Genomic DNA, 19643 nt, shown 5'->3' on the forward strand with positions numbered 1-19643 from the left:
CCGCCTGGCGGCCGGACCCGTACGCCGGCTGGCGGCGGGCCTGGGGTGGAACCGGCCGGCCCGGCACCCTCCGGGGTGACCGGGCCGGCCGTCCTTTGCCGTCCTCATTCCCGGGATGAACGGCGGCCGGCGCCGCCCGCCTCGCCGGCCGGCCGCCGGCCGGGCTCGACCTCCGCTGCCGCCTCCAGGGACGCGCCCCCTGCCCGCGCCCGGCCCTCCGGGCAGTCGGGCCGCAAGGCGCAAGCCTGGCACCGCGGGTTGCGAGCATGGCAGATTCGCCGCCCGTGCCAGATCAGCCAGTGGTGGGCCCGGGACCACTCGGCTTCAGGAAACTTCTCCATGAGCTCCTGCTCGACCCGCTCGGGGGTGGTCCCCGTGGCCAGCCCCAGCCGCCGGGCCACCCGGAAGACGTGGGTGTCGACGGCGATGGCGGGGATCCCGAAGGCGTTGCTCAGCACCACGTTGGCCGTCTTGCGGCCGACACCGGGCAGTTGCATCAGCTCTTCCCGCGTCCGGGGCACCTGGCCGCCGTGCCGCTCGACCAGGATGCGGCAGGCCGCCAGCAGGTTGCGGGCCTTGTTCCGCCACAGGCCGATGGTGCGGATCATGGCCCCCAGCTCGTCTTCGCTGAGCTCCAGCATCGCCTCGGGGGTGGGGCAACGGGCAAAGAGGGCCGGGGTCACCTGGTTGACCGCGGCGTCGGTGGTCTGGGCCGAGAGGATGGTCGCCACCAGGAGCTCAAAGGGCGTGCTCCAGTTCAGGGCCGTGGTCGCCTGAGGGTACATGCGGGCCAGGGTGGCGCGGATCCGGGCGATGCGGCCCGCCTCGGCCGCTGCGGCATCCCCGTCCTCGGGCCCGGCCTCGGGCGCGGTCGCCAGCACAGCACGGGCCGGATCCGGGGCCCGAACACCGGCGGTCGCCGGCCGGACCGGTCCGGCAGTGGCCTGGGCCGGTGCCTTTTTACCGACGGGTCCACCCTGCGTCTCCGGTGCCGCGGCCGTGCCATGGGCAGGGCGTCGCGGGCTCGCCACGGGGCGGGCCGGTTCGTCCCGCCGGCGCCGTCCTTTCCTGCCGCTCGGATCCTGCGGGCCTGAGCGGCGGGGCGAAGCAGAGGAAGGGTTCACGGGCTTTCACCGCTGCCTAGCCTACCATGGCGCCGCGGGCGGCGGTAGCCGTCACCCGAAACGTCGTGGCCGGTTCCGGCGGCCGGCCCGCCTGGAGCGGCGGTCCCGGTCTCACCCGTCCAGAGGCGGGGGCCGGTTGCCCGAGGCCTCGGGGACGGCCCGCCCGGCGGCAGGTCTTGCATCCCGCCCGCGGGTGTTGTACGTCTTCGCACCTCTCCCGGCGACGTGGCGAACCGGGCCGCGAGATTCCGGGCCGGCACGTTCAGGCGCCGCCACCACGCCACCGGTGGCCGCCAGGGGGTGCCCAGATGGCCCTTGCGCCGGGTCCCGCTCAGCCCAGCTGCGCCACCAGCGCCTCCGCCAGCCGCCGGGCCGCCTCGCCCGGGGCGGCCGCCAGCTGCGGCTGGGGGCACCAGAGGGGCTCGCCCGGCGCCCAGACCGGTTCCGGCCCGTCCCGGTGGGGCAGCCGGTACCGGGGGACGAACCCGGCCGGGGGCTCAGCGAAGGTCCGGAGCTGCATCCCGCTGGCACCCACCTGCAAGAGCCATCCCCGGGGGCCCCCCACCGCCGGCTGAAGGGGGCCTTCCGGTGCGGGCCCGAGCGCCAGTGCGGTCCCGGCCGCCGGCACGGGCCGCCCAGCCGGGGGGCGCCGGCCCGCCAGGCCGCGGCCACCGGCCGGCTTGCCATCCCCATGGCCGGCCCCACCCCCCTCCGCCGCCAGCTCCTCCAGCCACCGGCGGAGGATCGCCTCCACCCGGGCCGGGGCGATGAAGAACAGGGGCAGGGGATCCTCCGGGTCGTTGGGAGCCGTGAGGCTGGCGGTGGCTACCCGCACCGCCCCCTCCCGCGCCCCGCCGGCTCCCGGCGGAAGCGGCACCGGGGCGGCCAGCAGGTGCAGCCAGGCGTCGAAGCCCCCGAGCGGGCGGATCCCCTGCCGCCGGTCCGCCAGGGCGGTCCGGGCTGCGGCCAGGGCGGGTTCGTCCACCTCGGGAGCGGGATTCGGGTGCTCTGGGGTCACGGTGGTCCCTCCTTGGGCCGGCGAGCGCCCTGGCGAGCCGCCTGGCGAACCGGCGGGCCAACCGGCGCGGGTGACCGGGAACCGCGGCCTCGACCGCCAGGGCCAGCCGCGCAGGCCGGGTCTCGCCGGCGGGCCACCCGGCGCGGGCCAACGCCCGCTTGGCTCTGGCCGGGCAGGTCCCTCCTCGGGCTCGCCGGGTACCTGGCGCGCCCTCTCAATGGCATTGTACCGGGAACCCAGCGCCCTCGCGGCCGGCCTGAGGCCGAGCCACCATCAGGCCCCGGGCCCGGCCGGACGAACCGGCCGCCCGCGCTGCCGCATGGCCCGGGGATGCCCCGTGGCCCGCGGCGCGAGGTCAAACCGCAGGGCAACCCGCAGCGTTACTTGAGGGGCCAGGAGCGAGCCGCCTCCCCTGCACCCTGCGGGCCGGTAGGCCCGCCTGGCCACGGCGGCAGCGACTCGCGCGGCCCGGCGGCCGTTCTTCCCCTGCGCGGTGGCAAGGCTTGAGGGGAGAAGCTAACCACGGTCCACGGCGAACGGGCGCCTCCCTTGCGGCGCCGCACCGGGGCTTCAGGGTTGGGGCAAGGCTTCCGGGGCCCTGGGCCCTGAGGCCCTGAGGTCTTGAGGCTCTGGGGTCCTAAGATCCCGCCATCCCGGGGTCTCGCGGATCCCGCGACCAGGGAAGATCCCGAAGTTTGGATCCCCCGGCACCCGGTGGAAGGAGGGATGGCATGCCCCCCGCACCGGCCCTCTCGCCCGGGGATGGGCGGCTGTTCATCATCGTCATGATCGCCGTGCTGGTGTCGCTGGGCGTGGCAGCGGCCGTGCTCTGGCTGGCCCGGGGCCTGCTGCTGGACCGCCTCGCCGACCGGGTGGTCCGCCGGTTCCTCAAGGACCCCTACCGGGAGAACCTGTGGGATCTGGCCGTCGGGATGCAGCGGATCCCGCCGCCGCTGCTCCTGGAACTGGAGCTGCGGGCCGACAAGGGCGAACTGCTGGAACGCCCCCTGGGCGGGCTCCGCCGCTACAGCCGCTGGGAGGACATCGCCTTCAACCCGGCCCAGCTGGCCCGCCGGCCCCTGCCCCCCGGGGCGCAGGTCGACACGTCGGCCGTCCTGGGTCCCCGGGCGGCGCGTCCCCTTCACCTGGCGACGCCGCTGCTGGTCAGCGCCATGGGATACGGCATCGGGGTCAGCAAGGCGGTGGCCCTCGCCCTGGCCCGGGGCGCCCACCAGGCCGGAACGGCATATAACGCGGGATCCGGACCCGTGGTGCCCGAGATCCTGGAGGCCGGGGGCCCGGTAATCCTCCAGTACACGGGAGGCCCGTGGAACCAGGTCCCGGACCAACTGGCCCGGGCGGCCATGGTGGAGATCCGGCTGGGGCACGGTGCCCGGGGCGCCCTGGGCCGCCTGGTCCGCCCGGATCGACTCCCGGAGGAGGCCCGCCGGCGCATGGGGGCGGCCGGGCACAAGTCGCTGCTGCTTGAGGCCCCCCTGCCTGAAACCGAAAACCTGCGGACCTTCCGGGAACTGGTCGACCGGCTTCGCCACTCGACGGGCGGGGCCCCGGTGGGCATCAAGCTGGTGGCCACCCACCACCTGGAGCACGACCTCCTGTGGGTCCTGGAGGCGGGGGTTGACGTGATCGCCATCGACGGCTCGGAGGGCGGGACCAGCGAAACCCCGCCGATCCTGGCCGACGACTTCGGCATCCCGACCCTCTACGCCCTGGTCCGGGCCGCCGCCCTGCTGGAGGCCGCAGGCGTCCGGCAACGGGTCAGCCTGCTGGCCGGCGGCGGCCTGCGGACGCCGGGCGAGTTCTTGAAGGCCCTGGCCCTGGGCGCCGACGCCGTGTACCTGGGCACAGCGGTGATCATGGCGGCCACCCACGGCCAGCTCAGCAAGGCGATCCCCTTCGAGCCCATCACCCAGCTGGCGTGGGCCAGCGGCCAGCTGGCCGGCCGGTTCGACCCCGGCCAGGGTGCACGGACGGTGGCCAACTTCCTGAAGGCCTGCACCCTGGAGATGGCCGAGGCCGCCCGGGCCCTGGGCCGCGACAGCCTGCGGGCCGTCGACCGCTCGGACCTGGTGGCCCGCACGCCGGAGGCGGCCGACCTCCTGGGGCTTCCCCCGGCCTGGCGGCCGCCCCGCTCACGGTCCTAGGGAACCCGTGGGCACCCGCGCCATTTCGCAAAGAGCATCGCCGAGCAGATCGCCGCGCCGCTCGCGGCCCTAGGGAGCGCATGGGCATGGCCGGCCTGCTTCCCGCCCTGCCGGGCGCCCGGGTCGGACCGCGTCGCTTCCGGCCCGCCCGGGCGCGCGGGCGGGGCCGCCCCCTTGCGCCCCTGCGCTGATAAGCCCCCTTGCGCCCCTGCGCTGATAAGCCATTGTGGTGGGCGCCCAACTGCGCCACCCCAACCGGTGACCGGTTGGGCGCCTAGAGCCGCAGGTCGCTGCTGTGGGCCGGCTGCAGCGAGGCCTCCGGGTCCAGCCGGGTCTTCAGCTGGCTGATGGCCATGGCCGCCTCGGCGAAACCCACGGCAATGAGCTTGATCTTGCCCGGATAGGTGGCCACGTCGCCGACGGCGTACACCCTGGGCAAGGAGGTGGCGCCACCGGGGCCCGTCACGATCTCGTGGCCCTGCACCTCAAAGCCCCAGCCGGCCAGGCTGCCCAGGTCCGCCTTGAAGCCCAGGCAGGGAACCAGCACGTCGCAGGGCAGGTCCACCGTGGTGCCGGTGTCCTTGCGGGCCACCCGCACCCACTCCAGCTGCTCGTCGCCGCCCGCGCCCACCACCTCGGCATCCAGTTCCAGCCGGGCCGGGCTGGCCTGGAGGGCGCGGACGCTCTCCTCCACGGCGCGGAACTGGCGGCGGCGGTGGACCAGCGTGACGGACTCCGCCACCTCCAGGGCCATGAGCGCCCAGTCGACGGCCGCATCGCCGCCGCCCACGATGACCACCCGCTTGCCCCGCAGGTCTTCCAGCCGCTGGACGCCGTACATCAGGCCGCGCCCCTCCCAGCGGTCAAGCCCCCGGGCCGGCAGCCGCTTGGGCTCGAAGGCACCGAGCCCCGCCGCCACCACCACGCCCCGGGCCCGGACGAACCCGCCTCCCGAGAGGCCGATGCGATAAGCCACCAGGTCTTCCGGCCCGGCCCCGCCGGTGGCCCGCTCCGGCCCGGCCGGCTCCCCGGTCTCGCTCCCGGCCGCCTCGGGGATGAGGGTCTCCACCCGGGTGTTGAGCCGCACGTCGGCGCCGAAGCGCAGGCCTTGCTCGATCAGCCGCTCGGCCAGCTCCCGGGCCCGCACCCGCGGGAAGCCCGCCACGTCGTAGATCCACTTCTCCGGATAGACCAGGGCGGGCTGGCCGCCCAGCTGGCCTGCCGCCTCGAGGATGACCGCCCGCATGCCGCGCAGGCCTGCATAAAAGGCCGCAAACAGGCCCGCGGGCCCGCCCCCGATGATGGCCACATCGTAGAGGGGCGCCTCGGGCCCCGCGGACGGCGCCGGCGCCCCGGATGTCCCGGTCCCTTCCACCACCCCGTTCCGAGCCGCCGCCAGCCGGTCCCCGTTGCCGTTCCGGTTCTCCGCTCCCACCGTTCCTCTGCCTCCCGTCCCCGGCCCGCCACCCGTCCCCGGCCGGCCGCAGGGCCGGCGACCCGCCCGCGGGCGGATCGCCTCCCGCCGTGACGGCGGCTGCCCCCGCCGGCCCTCCGGAGCAGCACGGCATGCCGGTTCTTCCAGAAGAACCAGTGTAGCGGAGGAACCTGAGGGCAACCTGAGGATGGGCTGATTTCCGGTGGTCTCCCGGGTGCGGAGCCGCTCAGCCGGGCAGGCGGACGGTCACCGTGGTGCCGCGGCCCGGGGCGCTGTCGATGGTGATGTGGCCCTGGTGCTGTTCCACGATCCAGCGGGCGATGGGCAAGCCGAGCCCCGTGCCGCCGGGGTCGCGGCTGCGGGCGGGGTCGGCCCGGTAGAACCGCTCGAAGACGTGGGGCAGGTCGGCCGGAGGGATGCCCACGCCGGTATCGGCCACCGTGAGAATGGCCCCGCCGTCCCCCGCGCCCCGCAGGCCCAGGGTGATCCGGCCGCCGGCGGGGGTGTACTTGATGGCGTTGTCCAGCAGGATCAGCAAGAGCTGCTTGATCCGGTCGCGGTCTCCGGGCACGTGCACGGGCTCCAGAGGATCCAGCACCAGCTCCTGCCCCCGCGCCAGCCGCCGGGCCTCCTGAAAGGCTTCCAGGACCACGGCGTCCACGTCGAAAGGTTTGATCACCAGGGGCACGCCCGCGTCGGCCCGGGCCAGGGAGAGCAGGTCGGCCACCAGCCGGCTCAGGCGCTCGGCCTCGCTGCGCGCTTCCTCCAGCGCCCGGGCCTGTTCTTCCGGCGGCAGGCCGGGCCGGCGCCGCAAGAGGTCGAGGTTCCCCAGGATCGCCGTCAGGGGCGCCCGCAGCTCGTGGGAGGCGTCGGCCACGAAGCGCTGCTGCAGGCGGTAGGCGGTTTCGATGCTGTCGAGCATCTGGTTGAAGGTGGAAGCCAGCATGGCCAGCTCGTCCCGCCCGGTGGCCTGGACCCGCCGCGACAGGTCCCGGGAGCTGGCGATGGCGCGGGCGGTCTCCGTCAGCCGGGCCACCGGGCGAAGGGCGCTGCCGGCCACCGCCCAGCTGCCCACCCCGGCCACCACCAGGCCCAGGGCGCCCAGGCCGGTCAGCAGGACGCGGAAGTCGGCCATGGACGCGTCCAGGCCCCCCAGGGGAGAGAGGGTGACCACGAACCCCGGCCCGGCCCCGGTGGGGTCGCCCCCCCGCTCCACCGGGTGGACGAAGACCCGCCAGCGCTGGCGGCCGTCGTGGATGGTGGCAAAGGCACCTGCCGTGCTCCGGGGGACCTCCACGATGGACGGCGCCAGGGCCGGGACGAAGCCGTAGGCCGGTCCCTCGGGCCGGTCCAGGACGGCCTGCGGGTTCACCGGGGGTGCCACGTCGTCGGGCGAGCGCTGCAGCAGCTGGCCGTCACGGGCGTAGAGCCGCAGGGCCAGGGCCACCCCCTGCTGGCCGGCCAGGTGCCCCAGGTGGGCCGAGGCGGCCGGGTCGGCCGCCGTGACCGCGGCAGCGGTGATCAGCGCGCGGTCGATGGCCTCGTAGTGGGCGCGGGCGTGAAAGGCGTAGCTGGCCATGGAGCCCACCAGCACCACCACGGCCATCACCGCACCGAACCACACCACCAGGCGCCAGCGCAGGGGCAGCGCTCATCCCTCCCGCAGGACGTAGCCGACGCCCCGCACGGTGTGGATCAGCCGCGGCTCGCCCTCCGCCTCCAGCTTCTGGCGGAGCTGCTTGACGTACACCTCGAGGACGTTGGCGTTACCGCCGAAGTCGTAGCCCCAGACCCGCTCCAGCAGCTGGTCCTTGTTCAGGACCTGCCGGGGATGGAGCATGAACTCGGGCAGAAGCTTGAACTCCAGCGCCGTCAGGTGGATCTCCCGCTGGCCGCGCCGGGCCGTGTAGGTACCCGTGTCCAGCACCAGGTCGGCGAAGCGCAGCACCTGGGGCCGCTCGGCCTGGTGGCGGCGCAAGAGGGCCCGCACCCGGGCCACCAGCACCTCGAAGGTGAAGGGCTTGACCACATAGTCGTCGGCGCCGGCCTCCAGTCCCTGCACCTGATCGGCGGGCGCATCCCGCGCCGTCAGGAAGAGGACGGGCAGTTCGGGGTCCGCCGCCCGTAGGCGCTGGAGGACCTCCAGCCCATCCATGCCCGGCATCATGATGTCCAGGATGACGAGGTCAGGCGGCTGCTCCCGGGCGATCCGCAGCGCCTCTTCCCCCGACGAGGCGGTATCGACGGCAAAACCTTCGTAGGCTAGACCCCGCTTGAGCAGGCTGGTGACGGCGGGATCATCGTCAACCACCAGGATTCGCTCCACGCGGTCTCCCCCCGGGCGCAGGCCGCGCTGGCGCCGCGGCCGGTTCCGCCTCCCATTGTCGCCGGGCGGGCGGATCCCGGTCAATGCGGGAAGAGCCGGCACCCCCGCGCCCCGGCGCCTGGCGGTGCCGGCGGCGGCAGGCGCGGGGGCTTCCGCGCGCTGGGCGCCCGCCGGGGGTACGGGCCCGTCCGGTGATGAGGATACCGCCATGGCCATCGCCTCCTCGACCGGGCGCGACGGCGCCGGCTGCCGCCGGCGCCGTCGCGTGCCTTCCGTCGCGTGCCCTCCCCAGCTCTGGATGCCGCCCGGGTCGCCTTCCGCGAACCCGGAACCGCTCGCGAACCCCGAACCGCGCAGCCTCCGAGCCGGCATCGCCGGGAGCCGGTCTGCCGTCCCGGTCAGTGCTTGCGCTCGAAGACGGCTCCCGGCTGCCACGGCGTGCCCAGGGCGGGCAGCGCCCAGCGGTCCAGGCCGTACCAGCCCGCCACCCGCCAGGCCAGCACGATCCAGGTGGCCACGATGAACATCACCGGGTTGCTGCTCACCGTACCGGCGAAGAGGAAGTTGGCGTTCATGAAGCTGCCGGCGAAGGCCGCGATGCCGGTGAAGAGCCCCAGGATGAGCGCGGTGCCGATCAACACCTCGCCGTACGCCACCAGGTGGCCGAAGAGCGGAGCATTGGGCAGCGCCACGCGGTCGATGAACCAGGCGTACCAGCCCGGCACGTCCGGGTGCTCGCCGGTCGTCTTGGCCAGCGCCCCCTTGAGGAACCCTGCCACCGCCGCACCGGCCTTGTCGCCGGTCCACGCGGGGTTGCCGATCTTCTGCAACCCGGCCTCCAGCCACTGCCACCCCAGCCACACCCGCAACACCAGCCAGATCCAGGCCGAGCGGGTGTCGCTGAACAACCACCGCGCGAAGGGCGGCTCGGTAAAGACGCCGTGCCGCTGTTTGATGCCCTCTACGGGCCGGGCCTGCGTCATGGCGCTCGCGCCTCCCGTCGTCGCCATGGCCCATCGCCTCCTTCTGGCTCCAGCATGCAGGGCGAGGCTGAAAGCCAAATAAAAGGCATCTGAAGGCAGGCTGAGAAACGGGCCGGGCGGGTCGCGACGCGCCGTGGGTGGCGCCGCGCCGGGCATCGCGCCAGGGCCCAGCGCCTGGCACCGGGCCTGGCCGGCGTGATGCCTTCCGCCGGTCGTGGCGGGGGGAAGCCGGGTGCCAGACCCTCAAGCGCCGCCAGGGGCGGTCCTGGCTGTCCCGGGCGCCGGGCGGCCGGTAGCAGGCCGTTCGCCACCCGGTGGGCCTTCTGGCGGGCCTTAAGGTCGCACTCAGCTGCTCTTCAGGGTTCGATCAGCCGGCAGGTGCATGATGCAGGAGGAGACCGTGCCGGACGGGCCTCATGGCCGGCCGGCCGGTTCGTCCCCAACCCAGTCGGGACGAAGGGAGGCATGGCCATGGAGGGTACATCGAGGGCCAGCCAGGACCGGCCCGGCCCGGTGGGCGACCCCACCCCGGAGCAGAGCCTGGCCGACCCCGCCCCGAGGCTGGCCCGGCGGCTGCGGGACGAGGGCCTGCGCCTGACGCCCCAGCGCCTGGCTGTCTACCGCTGCCTGCAGGAGTTCGCCGCCCGGCACCACCATCCCACGGTGGAAGAGGTCCACCAGGCCCTGGCCGGGGTTCTGCCCCTGGCCAGCGCCGCCACGGTCCGGCGCACCCTGGACCTGCTGGTGGAACTCGGCCTGGCGCGCCGGGTCACGTTGCCCGGCGAGGCGGAGCATTTCGACGGCGACCCCCACCTGCACGTGCACGTCCACTGCCGCCAATGCGGGCGGGTGGAAGACCTTCCCTTCCCCCAGCTGGAGCGGCTGGAAGAGGAGGTCGTCTCCCGGACGGGCTTCGTCGTCACGGGACAGTCCCTGGTCTTTACGGGGCTCTGCCCGGACTGCCAGCGGGCGAAAGGCGACCTGGCCCGCACCGCGGGCCACCTCGGCCGGCCCGGCGCGCCCGCTCGTCGGAAGCCGCCCGAAACCGCCTGAAAGCGGTTGGAACTGCCAGCAGCCACGTAAGCCGGAAGCCGCCGGAGGAACCCGCCGGAGGCCGCTGGAGGCCGCTGGATTCCGCTGCACCCCGGCCGCGACCGCTTGAGGCCACGCGCAGCCCGGCCGTGCCGCGCCAGGCGGCCGGGCCCTCGTCAGCGCTTCCTGCATGACCTTTCCCTGCCTGGTTCACCGCCCTTCAGCCCGACCGCCCTTGCCCGGCGCAGCCCCAGCCGGCCGCCGGCACCCGCCCGCACCGCGCAGCACCATGCCGAACCCTCCTGCAGGCCACATCGTTGCCAGGAACCCGGCACCGGGCAACGAACTAGCCGGTGGAGGGTTGTCCATGCCACGGCGCCGCTCACAAGCCCACCTCCACGGCGGCTCTTACCGGCCCGGACCGGCGGGCCTCGTCGCCGTCGCCCTGGTCTTGCTGCTGGTGTCCGGGGTGATGGCCTGGCGAGCCCTGGGGCCGGCGCCTTTCCCCGGCGAGGTCCCAGACCCGGCCCCTCCGCGCCCCGCGCCCGAAGACGCCGGGAACGGGAAGCAGCCCGGGGAGGATGAACCGGCCCCCGGTCCGGAGAGCCCGCGGTCGCCCGCCCCAGGCAGCGCCGGCGGGCAGGACGGCGGCGCCCCGGGCGGGAACGCCGGTTCGTCCGGGGCCGGGGCGACCTGGCGCCTGGAGACGGTGGCGACCGGTCTTGAGGTTCCCTGGGATATGGCCTTCGACCGGCGGGGACGGCTCTTCTTCACCGAGCGGCCCGGGCGGATCAACCTGCTGGACGGCGGCCGGGTGGTCACCCTGGCCACCCTGCCGGACACCGTGGCCACCGGCGAGAGCGGGCTGCTGGGCATCGCCCTTCACCCCGGCTTTCCTGACCCGCCGTACCTCTACGTTTACCAGACGTACCGCACCCGGGGCGGCCAGCTGCGCAACCGCATCCTGCGGTTCGGCGTGGAAGAGGGCGGCGGTTCAGGGGCGGCGGGTGCGGCGCCCCGGCTGGCGGGGCGGCAGGTGGTTTTTGATGGGATTCCCGCTGCGGCCATTCACGACGGCGGCCAGCTGGAGTTCGGCCCCGACGGCAAGCTGTACGTCACCACGGGCGACGCCCGCCAGCCCCAGCGCGCCCAGGACCCGGAGAGCCTGCACGGGAAGATCCTCCGCCTCAACCCCGACGGTTCGGTTCCGCCGGACAACCCCCTGGGCCCCGGGAACCCCGTGTTTTCCTACGGCCACCGCAATCCCGAGGGCCTGGCCTTCGACCCCGCCTCGGGGCGCCTCTACGCGGTGGAGCACGGCCCCGACGCCTGGGATGAAGTCAACCGCATCGAGGCGGGCGCCAACTACGGCTGGCCCGTGGCGGTGGCGCCCGGCGAGCACCGGGGGCGCTTCACCCCTGCCCTGCGCAGCTACGACCCCATCATCGCGCCGGCCGGGGCGGCCTTTTACCGCGGCCCGATCCGCGCCTGGGACGGGAGCTTGTTTTTCGGAACCCTGGGCTTTCAGCCCGACAGCCCGGGCCGGCACCTGCACCGCCTTCGCCTGGACGCCTCGGGCACCCGGGTGGTGGAAGAAGAAATCCTCTTCAAGGGCCAGTTCGGCCGAATCCGGGCCGTCCAGACGGGGCCGGGCGGCTGCCTCTACTTTGGCACCAGCAACCGGGACGGGCGGGGCGAGCCGGACCCTCTGGACGACCGCATCCTGCGCCTGTGCCCGCAGGCCGGCTCGGATTGAGGAAGGGGCCCGGAACGTCACGGTATCCCTTGACATCCTGCGGGCCCGAGCGGGCGGCAGGATCGAGATCCGCTCGGAAGCGAGCCTTCGCGAGAACCTGAGCGATCCGTTCGAGCATTCCGTAACATGATTGTAACGGGCAGGCCAGCGGCAGAACAGGAAGCCGTGGTAAACTTGCCATGCTACGCCAGATTTAGGGGGCGACGCGATGAACCGGGTTCGGCGACTCCCTTTCGCACTGACGGGTGTGATCACGGCCGTCGCGGTCTTCCTGGTCGCCGGCTGCGGCCCCCAGGCGCAGGACACAGAGGACGTGCAGATTGTCGAGGACGAAAAGGATCAGGTTTACATCTTCCCGGATGGAACCCAAGTCGTTGGGACGCAGGCCGAGTGGATCAAAGAGGTGGTGCAGTTCTTTGCTTCATCTCCGACCACTTGGGAAGAAGTCGATGTTAAGGAAAAAGAAATAGGGTTTCTGAAGTATGTATCAGTTCCCTCAGGATTCCGCCTTGCAAAGGCCATAACGAACGGCCAGGTGACACGTGCGATCTACGTCAACCCGGAGCAACAGTGGCTGTTCCTATTAAACGCTTGGCAACCAGGATACCCAGGCCGTGGGTGGACACTTACGCCCCATTGCGTGACAGAAACCGAGGCCGGCACGCCTCTCCAACCTTTGCTTGACCACCTGTGCCGTGGCGAATATCTCATAGACGGTTGGAAGATCCAATTCGGCGTGACATCGTCTGATATGGAGACCAGTCGTCACTTGTTGGTTGCCTCCATCCGACCGCCCAAGTAATGGTAACAGTGCTTTGCCCCGGACGCCCCAGAGTCTTCATAGCAAACGCCTCCCTTGCTCAACGTTGACCTCGTGGATCCAGACCTCGAAGCCCGCCTTACGGGCCTTCTCCTCCAGCGTCTTGGCGTTCTTCGCCTTGAACGCCCCCATCCGAGCCCGGTAGATCACCCCTTTCGTCGCCGTGCCGGGCTCCTCTCCCGGCTTCTCAAGGGCCGGGGCATCAGGGTCCTTGAATGTCTTGCCAAAGTACCGGCACACACCCCGGGCGCGGCGCCGTTCCCGAACCGCTTCCTCCGGAGGCGGTCACCCATCCCCTTGTGAGCCGGACTACCGGGCCTGCACCGCCCGCGATGCGCCCGCCGCACCGCCCAGGGCGGCCCAGACGGCTTCGGCAGCGGCCTCGCCCTGGCGGATGCAATCGGGTACCCCGACGCCGAAGTAGCCTGCCCCCGCCAGGGCCAGCCGCGGGTGTTCCTGCAGTCCGGCCCGGACCGCCGCCATCCGGTCCAGGTGGCCCACCTCGTACTGGGGCATGGCCCGGGGCCACCGGTACACCCTCACCAGCTCCGGCTCCCCATCCACCCCCGCCAGTTCCGCCAGGTCCACCCGGACCCGGGCCACCAGCTCGTCGTCGGGAAGAACCAGCGGATCCTCGCCCGGCCGCCCGGCAAAGGCGCGCAGCAAGGCCATGCCCGGCGGCGCCGTGCCGGGCCACTTGCTGGAGACCCAGGTGCAGGCGGTGATGAACCGCCGTTCTTCCGGGGGCACGATGAAGCCGCTGCCCTCCAACAGACCGGCCCGCTCTTCCGGATAGGCCAGGGCCACCACCGCCGTCGGCTTGTAGGGAATGGCCGCCAGCTGCTCGGCCACGTCCGCCAGAAAAGGCTCGAGCAACGATGCTGCCTGCCAGGCCGGCACCGCCAGCACCACGGCGTCGACCGTTTCGGCGCCGCCGTCCCGCACCGTGAGGCGATAGCCGGGCGCCCGGCCTCCCCGGCCCCGGTCGCCCCAGGTGCCCTCCGCCGTGCCGCTTGGCGCGGCGGTCCCGGAGCCGGTCCCCAGGTCGGGACGGGTGAACACCGGTTCGAGGGCGACCACGGGGGCACCGGTGACGATGCGGCCGCCCAGTTCCTCAATGCGCCGTGCCGCTGCCTGCGGCAGCCGGCCGAGCCCCCCGCGCAGCGTGACGAAGGGGGATCTTCCCCCCGGTCCCCGACTGGGTCCGGGCGCCCGCCCGCGCCCTGGGTCCGGCGCCTGGCCGCGCCCCGGTCCCGGTGCGGGGCCGCGCTCCGGCGCCGGTGCATGCCCCCATTCCGGCGCGGGCTCCGGTCCCTGCTGGGAATCGTCCGTCCAGGCCTGGGCCTGGGCGCCCGCCGAGCCCGGACCGCCCCCGGCCGGGCGGGCCTGCGCCCCCGCCGCCGCGGCCGCTGCGGGCGTCCCGGTGGCCGAACCGGCCTCCGCAGCCGCGGGTCGCGCCGCCGCCGCCCGCGCCCGGCGCTGGCGCGCCATGCCCCGCACCAGGCTGCCGAACTCCCGTTCAAGCTGCACCAGCTGCGGGAACGTGGCCCGAATGCTGAGCCTTTCGGGATCGCCGCTGGCGATCCCCGCCAGTAGCGGCGCCGCCAGGCGTTCCGTCACCTGGCGGCCCAACCGGCGCCGGAGGAACGCCGCCACCGATTCGTCGGCCCCGTCGCGCCGCGGCGGGATCAGCGGTTCCAGGCTGGCGCGCAACTTGCCCGACAAGCTGAAGAGCGGTGAGGCCCACAAGGCCCGGGCCCCCACGGGCACGCCCAGGGCAAACCCCTCGGGCATGGGCTGGAGCCGCCCCTCCCGGACGATGAAGGTCCGCCCCGCCGCCGGGCCGGGGCCCACCAGGTCTTCTCCCAGGCCCAGGCGCCGGGCCAACTGAATGCCGTGGGGCTTGGAGGCTACCAGAGAATCGGGCCCCTGCTCGATCACAAAGGAACCCGCGCGCTCCGTCTGCACCTTGCCCCCCAGGCGCTCCCCCGCTTCGATCAGGACGACCTCCAGGGCCACACCGTGCCCGCGGGCCAGCTCCAGCAGGCGAAGGGCGGCCGCCAGACCGGCGATGCCGCCCCCTACCACCGCCACCCGCGGCGCGGCGACACCCGCAGGAACCGGACGCGCCATGGGCTCATCCCACCTGGGGGTCCTCGGGCCGGGCGCCCGAGGCGGCCGCCTCGTGCCGGGTCGCCCCGAGACGGTCAAGCACCAGGTCCGCCAGGACCTCGATGAAGTCGGCGTCGGCATTGAGGGAGGGCGTGCGGGCAAAGGCCAGCCCCACTTCCTCCGCCACCTGCCGCGCCTCGATGTCCAGGTCATACAAAACCTCCAGGTGGTCGGCCACGAACCCCGCGGGGCAGACCACCACCGCCCGCGCGCCCTCGCCGGGCAGCCGGCGGATCACCTCGGTCACGTCCGGTCCCAGCCAGGGATCGGCCGTCCGGCCCGCGCTCTGATACGCCACGCGCCAGCGGGACAGGCCCGCCGCCGCCGCCACCTTGGCCGCCGTCTCCTCCACGTGGCGCGGGTACGGGTCGCCGCGGTCCACCACCGGCTGGGGGATGCTGTGGGCGGTGAAGATGACCACGGCACCCTCCCGCAAGCCCGCGGGCAGCTCCGCCAGGGCCCGCTCGACCCGTCGGGCCAGGGCGGCGATGAACCCTGGATGGCTGTGGAAGTGGTCGATGAAATGGACCGCCGGCGCCCCGGGATGCCGGGCCAGGGCCTCCTGGGCGGCCCGGTGATACAGGGCCACGCTGGCCGCGGAATACTGGGGCGCCAGCACCAGCCCCACGGCCTCCTGGGGCCGGGCCGCCACCAGGCGTTCCACCGCCTCGGCGATGAAGGGCGCGATGTGCAGGTAGCCGACAAAGGGCTCCACGGGCCGCCCCAGGCGCTCGGCCACCACCGCCGCCACCTGGCGTGCCTGTTCTTCCGTGATCTCGTGCAGGGGCGACTTGCCGCCGATGGCCTTGTAGCGGTCGATCAGCTCCTGCAGGAGCTCGGGCGTAGGCGGCCGCCCGTGCCGGATGTGGGTGTAGTAGGGTTCGACCTGGTCCAGGCTCTGGGGTGTGCCGTAGGCCATGACCAGCAAGGCCACCAGGTCCTTCCGTCCAGGGCCGGCCGCCGGCGCGCCCTGCCCCGGGTCGGAATGGCTGGGCTTCTGGCTGAGGTTTTGGTCCATGTCTGTTCCCGCCTCCCAGGCCACGTTAGCATAACCGGCAGGGGGCTTGCCTCGGGTGCGCAACCGGGACCCGCAGCCGGGGCGTCTGGCGTCAGTCCGGCGTCGACGGACGGAAAAGGCGCCAAAGGACGGAACAACGAGCGAGCGGCGGGAAGACCCCGCCGCCGCCCTGAAGGGGCCAGCATCGTGCTGAAGATCCCGGCGCCACCCGTGGGCACGGCCTCGGCCCACCGGGCGTCACGGTTCTTCTGGCGCTCCTCCGCCCTAGCCTTACTTGAGCCACGCCTCCACGACGTCGCGGTTTTCCTCCAGCCAGGCCTGCACGCCCTTTTCCGGCTGGTCCGCGCCGTGGTCCTGGATGGCGGCCTCAAGCTCCGCCAGCTGCTCCCCGGTCAGCTTGAAGCGGCCAAGCCACTCCGCCACTTCGGCAAAGTCCTCGCTGAACCCCTGGCGGGCGATCGTCTGGATCTCCTCGGCCCCCGTGGGGTTCATCAGGCCCTTGGGGTCCTCCAGGTAGCGGATGTCATACTTCGCAAAGGCCCAGTGGGGCCGCCACAGGGTGACGACGATCCACTCCCGGTTCTGGATCGCCCGGTCCAGCTCGGCCAGCATGGTCGGCGTGCTGCTCTGCACCAGCTCCCAGTCGTCGAGCCCGTAACCCGGGATGGCGCTCTCCCGGGTCACCCGCATCAGGCCGGCGCCCGCCTCGATGCCGACGATGCGCTTGCCGAAGCGGTCGGCATACTGCTTCAGGTCTTCGATGCTCCGCGCCTCCACGTAGTCCGGCACGGCCAGCCCCAGGTCCGCCTGGTCGTACCAGGTGCCCAGGACCTCCACCTGGTCCCCGAACCGGTCCATGTACTGGCCGTGGGTCGACGGCATCCACACGTCCATGAACAGGTCGATGCTGCCGTTGGCCACCGCCGCGAAGAGCGGCGCCACCTCCACCTGCGTCAGGGTCACCCGGTAACCTTCTTCCTCCAGCAGCTGCTTCCACAGGTAGGAGACGGCGATGTCCTCGTCCCATGGGATGTAGCCGATCTCGATGGACCCCTTGTCCCCACTGCTGTTGCCGTTCCCTGCGCCCGTCCCTCCGGCGCCGCCGCATGCCGCCAGCACCAGCGCCGACAGGGTGGCGAGCACCGCCACCACCTTGTGCAGTCCTCGCCCGCGGGCCGCTCCCTTGCCCATGCCTTCACCTCCGTATGGTATTCCTCCGCATGAGATTCCTGGTTCGCTTCATTCCCGATTCACTTCCGGTGCGGGGCCGCGCCCACCGGCCCAGGCCCGGTATCCGTCCTGCGGCGACCTGGCTGCGCCCTTGCCTGGTGGGTTCCACCAGGCCCGACCCATCACCCCGCCTGGGCCGTCACGCCGCCTGGGCCGCGCCGCCCGTCCCTTCCCGGGAGCGGGGGCGCCGCCGGGAGACCCGGCCGGCCAGGCCCTCGGTCACCCGGTCCAGGTATACTGCCAGCAACACCACCGCAAGGCCCGACTCAACCCCCAGCGGGATGTCCAGGGCGGTCAGGCCGCGGACCACCTCGGCGCCCAGGCCGGGCGCGCCGGCCATGCCGGCGATGACCACCATGGACAGCGCCAGCATGATCACCTGGTTGACGCCCGCCATGATGGTGGGCAGGGCCAGCGGCAGCTGGATCTTGCGCAGGATCTGGTTGGGGGTCGAACCGAAGGCGCGGCCGGCTTCGACCACATCGGCGGGCACCTGGCGGATGCCCAGGTCGGTCAGCCGGATGGCCGGCGGCACCGCGAAGACCACCGTGGCCAGCAGCCCCGGCACCACCCCCGCGCCGAAGAACAGCACCGCCGGCAGCAGGTGGACGAAAGCCGGCAGGGTCTGCATCAGGTCCAGCACCGGCCGCAGCACGGCCCGCAGCATGGCCGACCGGCTGGCGGCGATCCCCAGGGGGATGCCGACGCCCACCGCGATCACCGTCGCCGCCAGCACCAGGGCCAGGGTCTGCATGGCCGGTTCCCACTCGCCCATGGCCCAGACCAGGACGAACGCGGCCGCCGCGAAGAGCCCGAATCCCCGGCCCCGCAACCACCAGGCCAGCGCCACCAGGACGGCCATCACGGCCAGCGCCGGGCCCGCCAGCAAGAGCGCCGTAACGGCCTCGACGAGAGCGGACACGCCGGCCGCCAGGCCGTCCCAGAGGGGGTCGAAGGCCCGGAGCAACCAGTAGATCAGCGCTTCGGCTCCTTCTCCCAGGGGAATGTCGATCTCAACCATCCCCGGCAACGGACAGCTCACCTCCTTCCACCGCCGCTTCCGCATCCGGCGGGCCGGTCCGGTTCTGACCGGCCGCAGCCGCGGGGCCGGGGGCCGGGACCGGGCGGCCCGGATCCTCGGGAGCGCCGCCGGCCGCGGCCCCGTCACCGGTCCCGCGGTCCTCCACCCGTACGTGGCCGGCCATCCCGGCCAGGACCTGGACCCGGGCCACCAGCCCCACCAGGCGGCCACGATCGTCCGTCACGGCCACGGGCCAGGGGCTCCGGGCAATGGTGGGGATCAGCTCGTGCAGGGTGGTGTCGGGCTGGCAGGTGGGCACCTCCGGGCGGACCACCCCCGCCAGGGTCCGGTCGCCCCGCCGCGCCGCCGCCAGGGCGTCGTCGGCGGTCACCAGGCCCCGCAACCGGCGCTCGCGGTCGACCACGAACACCGAGGAAAGCTGCAGCTCTTCCATCTTGCGCAGGGCCACCCGGGGGCCGTCGGTTTCCCGCACCGTCTCCGGGCGCCGCATGACGTTCCGCGCGGTGAAGACCTTGCTGCGGTCCACGTCCTCCGTGAAGGACGCCACGTAGTCGTCGGCCGGCCGGGCCAGGATGCCCTCCGGCGTGTCCACCTGGACGATCCGGCCGTCGCGCATGATGGCGATGCGGTCGCCCAGCTTCAGCGCCTCGCTCAGGTCATGGGTGATGAAGATGATGGTGCGGTGAAGCTCGGCCTGCAGCTGCAGCAGCTCATCCTGCATCTCCCGCCGGATCAGGGGATCCAGGGCGCTGAAGGCCTCGTCCATCAGCAGGATGTCCGCGTCGGTGGCCAGGGCGCGGGCCAGGCCCACGCGCTGCTGCATGCCGCCGGAAAGCTCCCCGGGGTAGCTGGACGCCCACTGGGCAAGGCCCACCGTCTCGAGGGCCTCCAGGGCGCGCCGGCGCCGCTGGGCCGGATCGACGCCGCGGATCTCCAGACCGTATTCCACGTTGCCCAACACGGTGCGGTGGGGCAGCAGGGCGAAGTGCTGGAAGACCATGGCGAAGCGCTGGCGGCGTACCTGCAGGAGCTCCCGCGGGCCCAGGCCGGTGATGTCCTGGCCGTCGAGAAGGATGCGGCCGGCGGTAGGTTCCACCAGGCGGTTGAGACACCGCAGCAGGGTGGACTTGCCGCTGCCCGAGAGGCCCATGATGACGAAGATCTCACCGGCCTCGACCGTCAGGCTGGCGCCGGCCACGGCCAGGGTGTGGCCGGAGCGCTTCAGGATCTCGTCCTTGGATCGGCCGGCGCGGGCCAGCTCCAGCGCCTCCCGGGGCCGCGGGCCAAAAATCTTGTAAACGTCGTCGACGACGAGACGAGCCACGCGCGTCCTCACCTCCCTTTCACGCTCAACAGCTTCCCGTCAAGCGGGGACCCGATGCGGGCTGCGCGAGGGAAACAAAAAACCGGCCTGTCGCGGGAGCCGGTCCGGTTGTTAGCCAGCAGCCGCTAATTTGGGAACTGCATCCTTCTTGTTGATATCACAATTTTTCGTTCAATTCAAGGCAAAGCGGTTTTTCCG

General features: G+C 73.0%; 16 protein-coding genes. 4 read left to right on the plus strand and 12 right to left on the minus strand.

The window, feature by feature from the left end; translation table 11 throughout:
• Nucleotides 1-104: 104 nt before the first annotated feature.
• Nucleotides 105-881: an endonuclease III gene (gene nth / locus THESUDRAFT_RS06895; protein WP_006904037.1), complete on the minus strand. Its 777-nt coding sequence runs from the start codon at nt 879-881 to the stop codon at nt 105-107.
• Between the two features lie 574 nt (nt 882-1455).
• Nucleotides 1456-2142, minus strand: a complete 687-nt coding sequence (locus THESUDRAFT_RS06900) for a hypothetical protein (protein WP_006904039.1) — start codon at nt 2140-2142, stop codon at nt 1456-1458.
• Between the two features lie 731 nt (nt 2143-2873).
• Between THESUDRAFT_RS06900 and THESUDRAFT_RS06905 the strand changes: the two genes are divergently transcribed.
• On the plus strand, nt 2874-4307 hold the full coding sequence (locus tag THESUDRAFT_RS06905) for an FMN-binding glutamate synthase family protein (RefSeq protein WP_006904040.1): 1434 nt from the start codon (nt 2874-2876) through the stop codon (nt 4305-4307).
• A gap of 274 nt (nt 4308-4581) precedes the next feature.
• Here the strand turns inward: THESUDRAFT_RS06905 and THESUDRAFT_RS06910 are convergent, their stop codons facing one another.
• From THESUDRAFT_RS06910 to THESUDRAFT_RS06925, 4 genes are all read right to left on the minus strand, one after another.
• Nucleotides 4582-5742: an NAD(P)/FAD-dependent oxidoreductase gene (locus THESUDRAFT_RS06910; RefSeq protein ID WP_006904041.1), complete on the minus strand. Its 1161-nt coding sequence runs from the start codon at nt 5740-5742 to the stop codon at nt 4582-4584.
• A 226-nt stretch (nt 5743-5968) separates the two neighbouring features.
• On the minus strand, nt 5969-7369 hold the full coding sequence (locus tag THESUDRAFT_RS06915; protein WP_006904042.1) for a sensor histidine kinase: 1401 nt from the start codon (nt 7367-7369) through the stop codon (nt 5969-5971).
• A gap of 24 nt (nt 7370-7393) precedes the next feature.
• Complete coding sequence (locus THESUDRAFT_RS06920) at nt 7394-8068, minus strand: response regulator transcription factor (RefSeq protein ID WP_040826363.1); 675 nt, start codon at nt 8066-8068, stop codon at nt 7394-7396.
• A gap of 398 nt (nt 8069-8466) precedes the next feature.
• A complete protein-coding gene (locus tag THESUDRAFT_RS06925; RefSeq protein ID WP_006904044.1) occupies nt 8467-9078 on the minus strand; it encodes a DoxX family protein in 612 nt (203 codons plus the stop codon).
• A 444-nt stretch (nt 9079-9522) separates the two neighbouring features.
• Between THESUDRAFT_RS06925 and THESUDRAFT_RS06930 the strand changes: the two genes are divergently transcribed.
• From THESUDRAFT_RS06930 to THESUDRAFT_RS13430, 3 genes are all read left to right on the plus strand, one after another.
• Nucleotides 9523-10104: a Fur family transcriptional regulator gene (locus tag THESUDRAFT_RS06930; protein WP_006904045.1), complete on the plus strand. Its 582-nt coding sequence runs from the start codon at nt 9523-9525 to the stop codon at nt 10102-10104.
• Nucleotides 10105-10450: 346 nt separating this feature from the next.
• Nucleotides 10451-11839, plus strand: a complete 1389-nt coding sequence (locus THESUDRAFT_RS06935; RefSeq protein WP_006904046.1) for a PQQ-dependent sugar dehydrogenase — start codon at nt 10451-10453, stop codon at nt 11837-11839.
• Nucleotides 11840-12047: 208 nt separating this feature from the next.
• Nucleotides 12048-12641, plus strand: a complete 594-nt coding sequence (locus THESUDRAFT_RS13430) for a hypothetical protein (protein WP_006904047.1) — start codon at nt 12048-12050, stop codon at nt 12639-12641.
• A 36-nt stretch (nt 12642-12677) separates the two neighbouring features.
• On the opposite strand, the gene THESUDRAFT_RS15020 is transcribed toward THESUDRAFT_RS13430, so the two are convergent.
• From THESUDRAFT_RS15020 to THESUDRAFT_RS06970, 6 genes are all read right to left on the minus strand, one after another.
• The gene (locus tag THESUDRAFT_RS15020; protein ID WP_278199613.1) at nt 12678-12809 is read right to left on the minus strand and encodes a hypothetical protein; all 132 of its coding nucleotides are present in this window, start codon (nt 12807-12809) and stop codon (nt 12678-12680) included.
• A 159-nt stretch (nt 12810-12968) separates the two neighbouring features.
• Nucleotides 12969-14792 (minus strand): protoporphyrinogen oxidase, encoded by a 1824-nt coding sequence (gene hemG / locus THESUDRAFT_RS12295; RefSeq protein WP_006904049.1) that lies wholly within the window; start codon nt 14790-14792, stop codon nt 12969-12971.
• A gap of 4 nt (nt 14793-14796) precedes the next feature.
• Nucleotides 14797-15849, minus strand: a complete 1053-nt coding sequence (gene hemH, locus THESUDRAFT_RS06955; RefSeq protein ID WP_006904050.1) for a ferrochelatase — start codon at nt 15847-15849, stop codon at nt 14797-14799.
• Between the two features lie 270 nt (nt 15850-16119).
• On the minus strand, nt 16120-17040 hold the full coding sequence (locus THESUDRAFT_RS06960) for a glycine betaine ABC transporter substrate-binding protein (protein WP_006904051.1): 921 nt from the start codon (nt 17038-17040) through the stop codon (nt 16120-16122).
• 178 nt (nt 17041-17218) lie between these two features.
• Nucleotides 17219-18109, minus strand: coding sequence for an ABC transporter permease (locus THESUDRAFT_RS06965; protein WP_006904052.1), 891 nt, complete (start codon nt 18107-18109; stop codon nt 17219-17221).
• Nucleotides 18093-19445, minus strand: a complete 1353-nt coding sequence (locus THESUDRAFT_RS06970) for a quaternary amine ABC transporter ATP-binding protein (protein WP_006904053.1) — start codon at nt 19443-19445, stop codon at nt 18093-18095. Before THESUDRAFT_RS06970 ends, THESUDRAFT_RS06965 begins: the two co-directional genes overlap by 17 nt.
• Nucleotides 19446-19643: the final 198 nt, after the last annotated feature.

Origin of the sequence: Thermaerobacter subterraneus DSM 13965 (assembly GCF_000183545.2) — a bacterium.
GTDB lineage: Bacteria > Bacillota > Sulfobacillia > Thermaerobacterales > Thermaerobacteraceae > Thermaerobacter > Thermaerobacter subterraneus.

Bases quoted from the DNA above. Each gene is read 5' to 3' on its own strand.
- THESUDRAFT_RS06925 (WP_006904044.1), bottom strand. From the start codon at position 9,078: ATGGCGACGACGGGAGGCGCGAGCGCCATGACGCAGGCCCGGCCCGTA.
- THESUDRAFT_RS13430 (WP_006904047.1), top strand. From the start codon at position 12,048: ATGAACCGGGTTCGGCGACTCCCTTTCGCACTGACGGGTGTGATCACG.
- hemG (WP_006904049.1), bottom strand. From the start codon at position 14,792: ATGGCGCGTCCGGTTCCTGCGGGTGTCGCCGCGCCGCGGGTGGCGGTG.
- hemH (WP_006904050.1), bottom strand. From the start codon at position 15,849: ATGGACCAAAACCTCAGCCAGAAGCCCAGCCATTCCGACCCGGGGCAG.
- THESUDRAFT_RS06935 (WP_006904046.1), top strand. From the start codon at position 10,451: ATGCCACGGCGCCGCTCACAAGCCCACCTCCACGGCGGCTCTTACCGG.
- THESUDRAFT_RS06960 (WP_006904051.1), bottom strand. From the start codon at position 17,040: ATGGGCAAGGGAGCGGCCCGCGGGCGAGGACTGCACAAGGTGGTGGCG.
- THESUDRAFT_RS06905 (WP_006904040.1), top strand. From the start codon at position 2,874: ATGCCCCCCGCACCGGCCCTCTCGCCCGGGGATGGGCGGCTGTTCATC.
- THESUDRAFT_RS06930 (WP_006904045.1), top strand. From the start codon at position 9,523: ATGGAGGGTACATCGAGGGCCAGCCAGGACCGGCCCGGCCCGGTGGGC.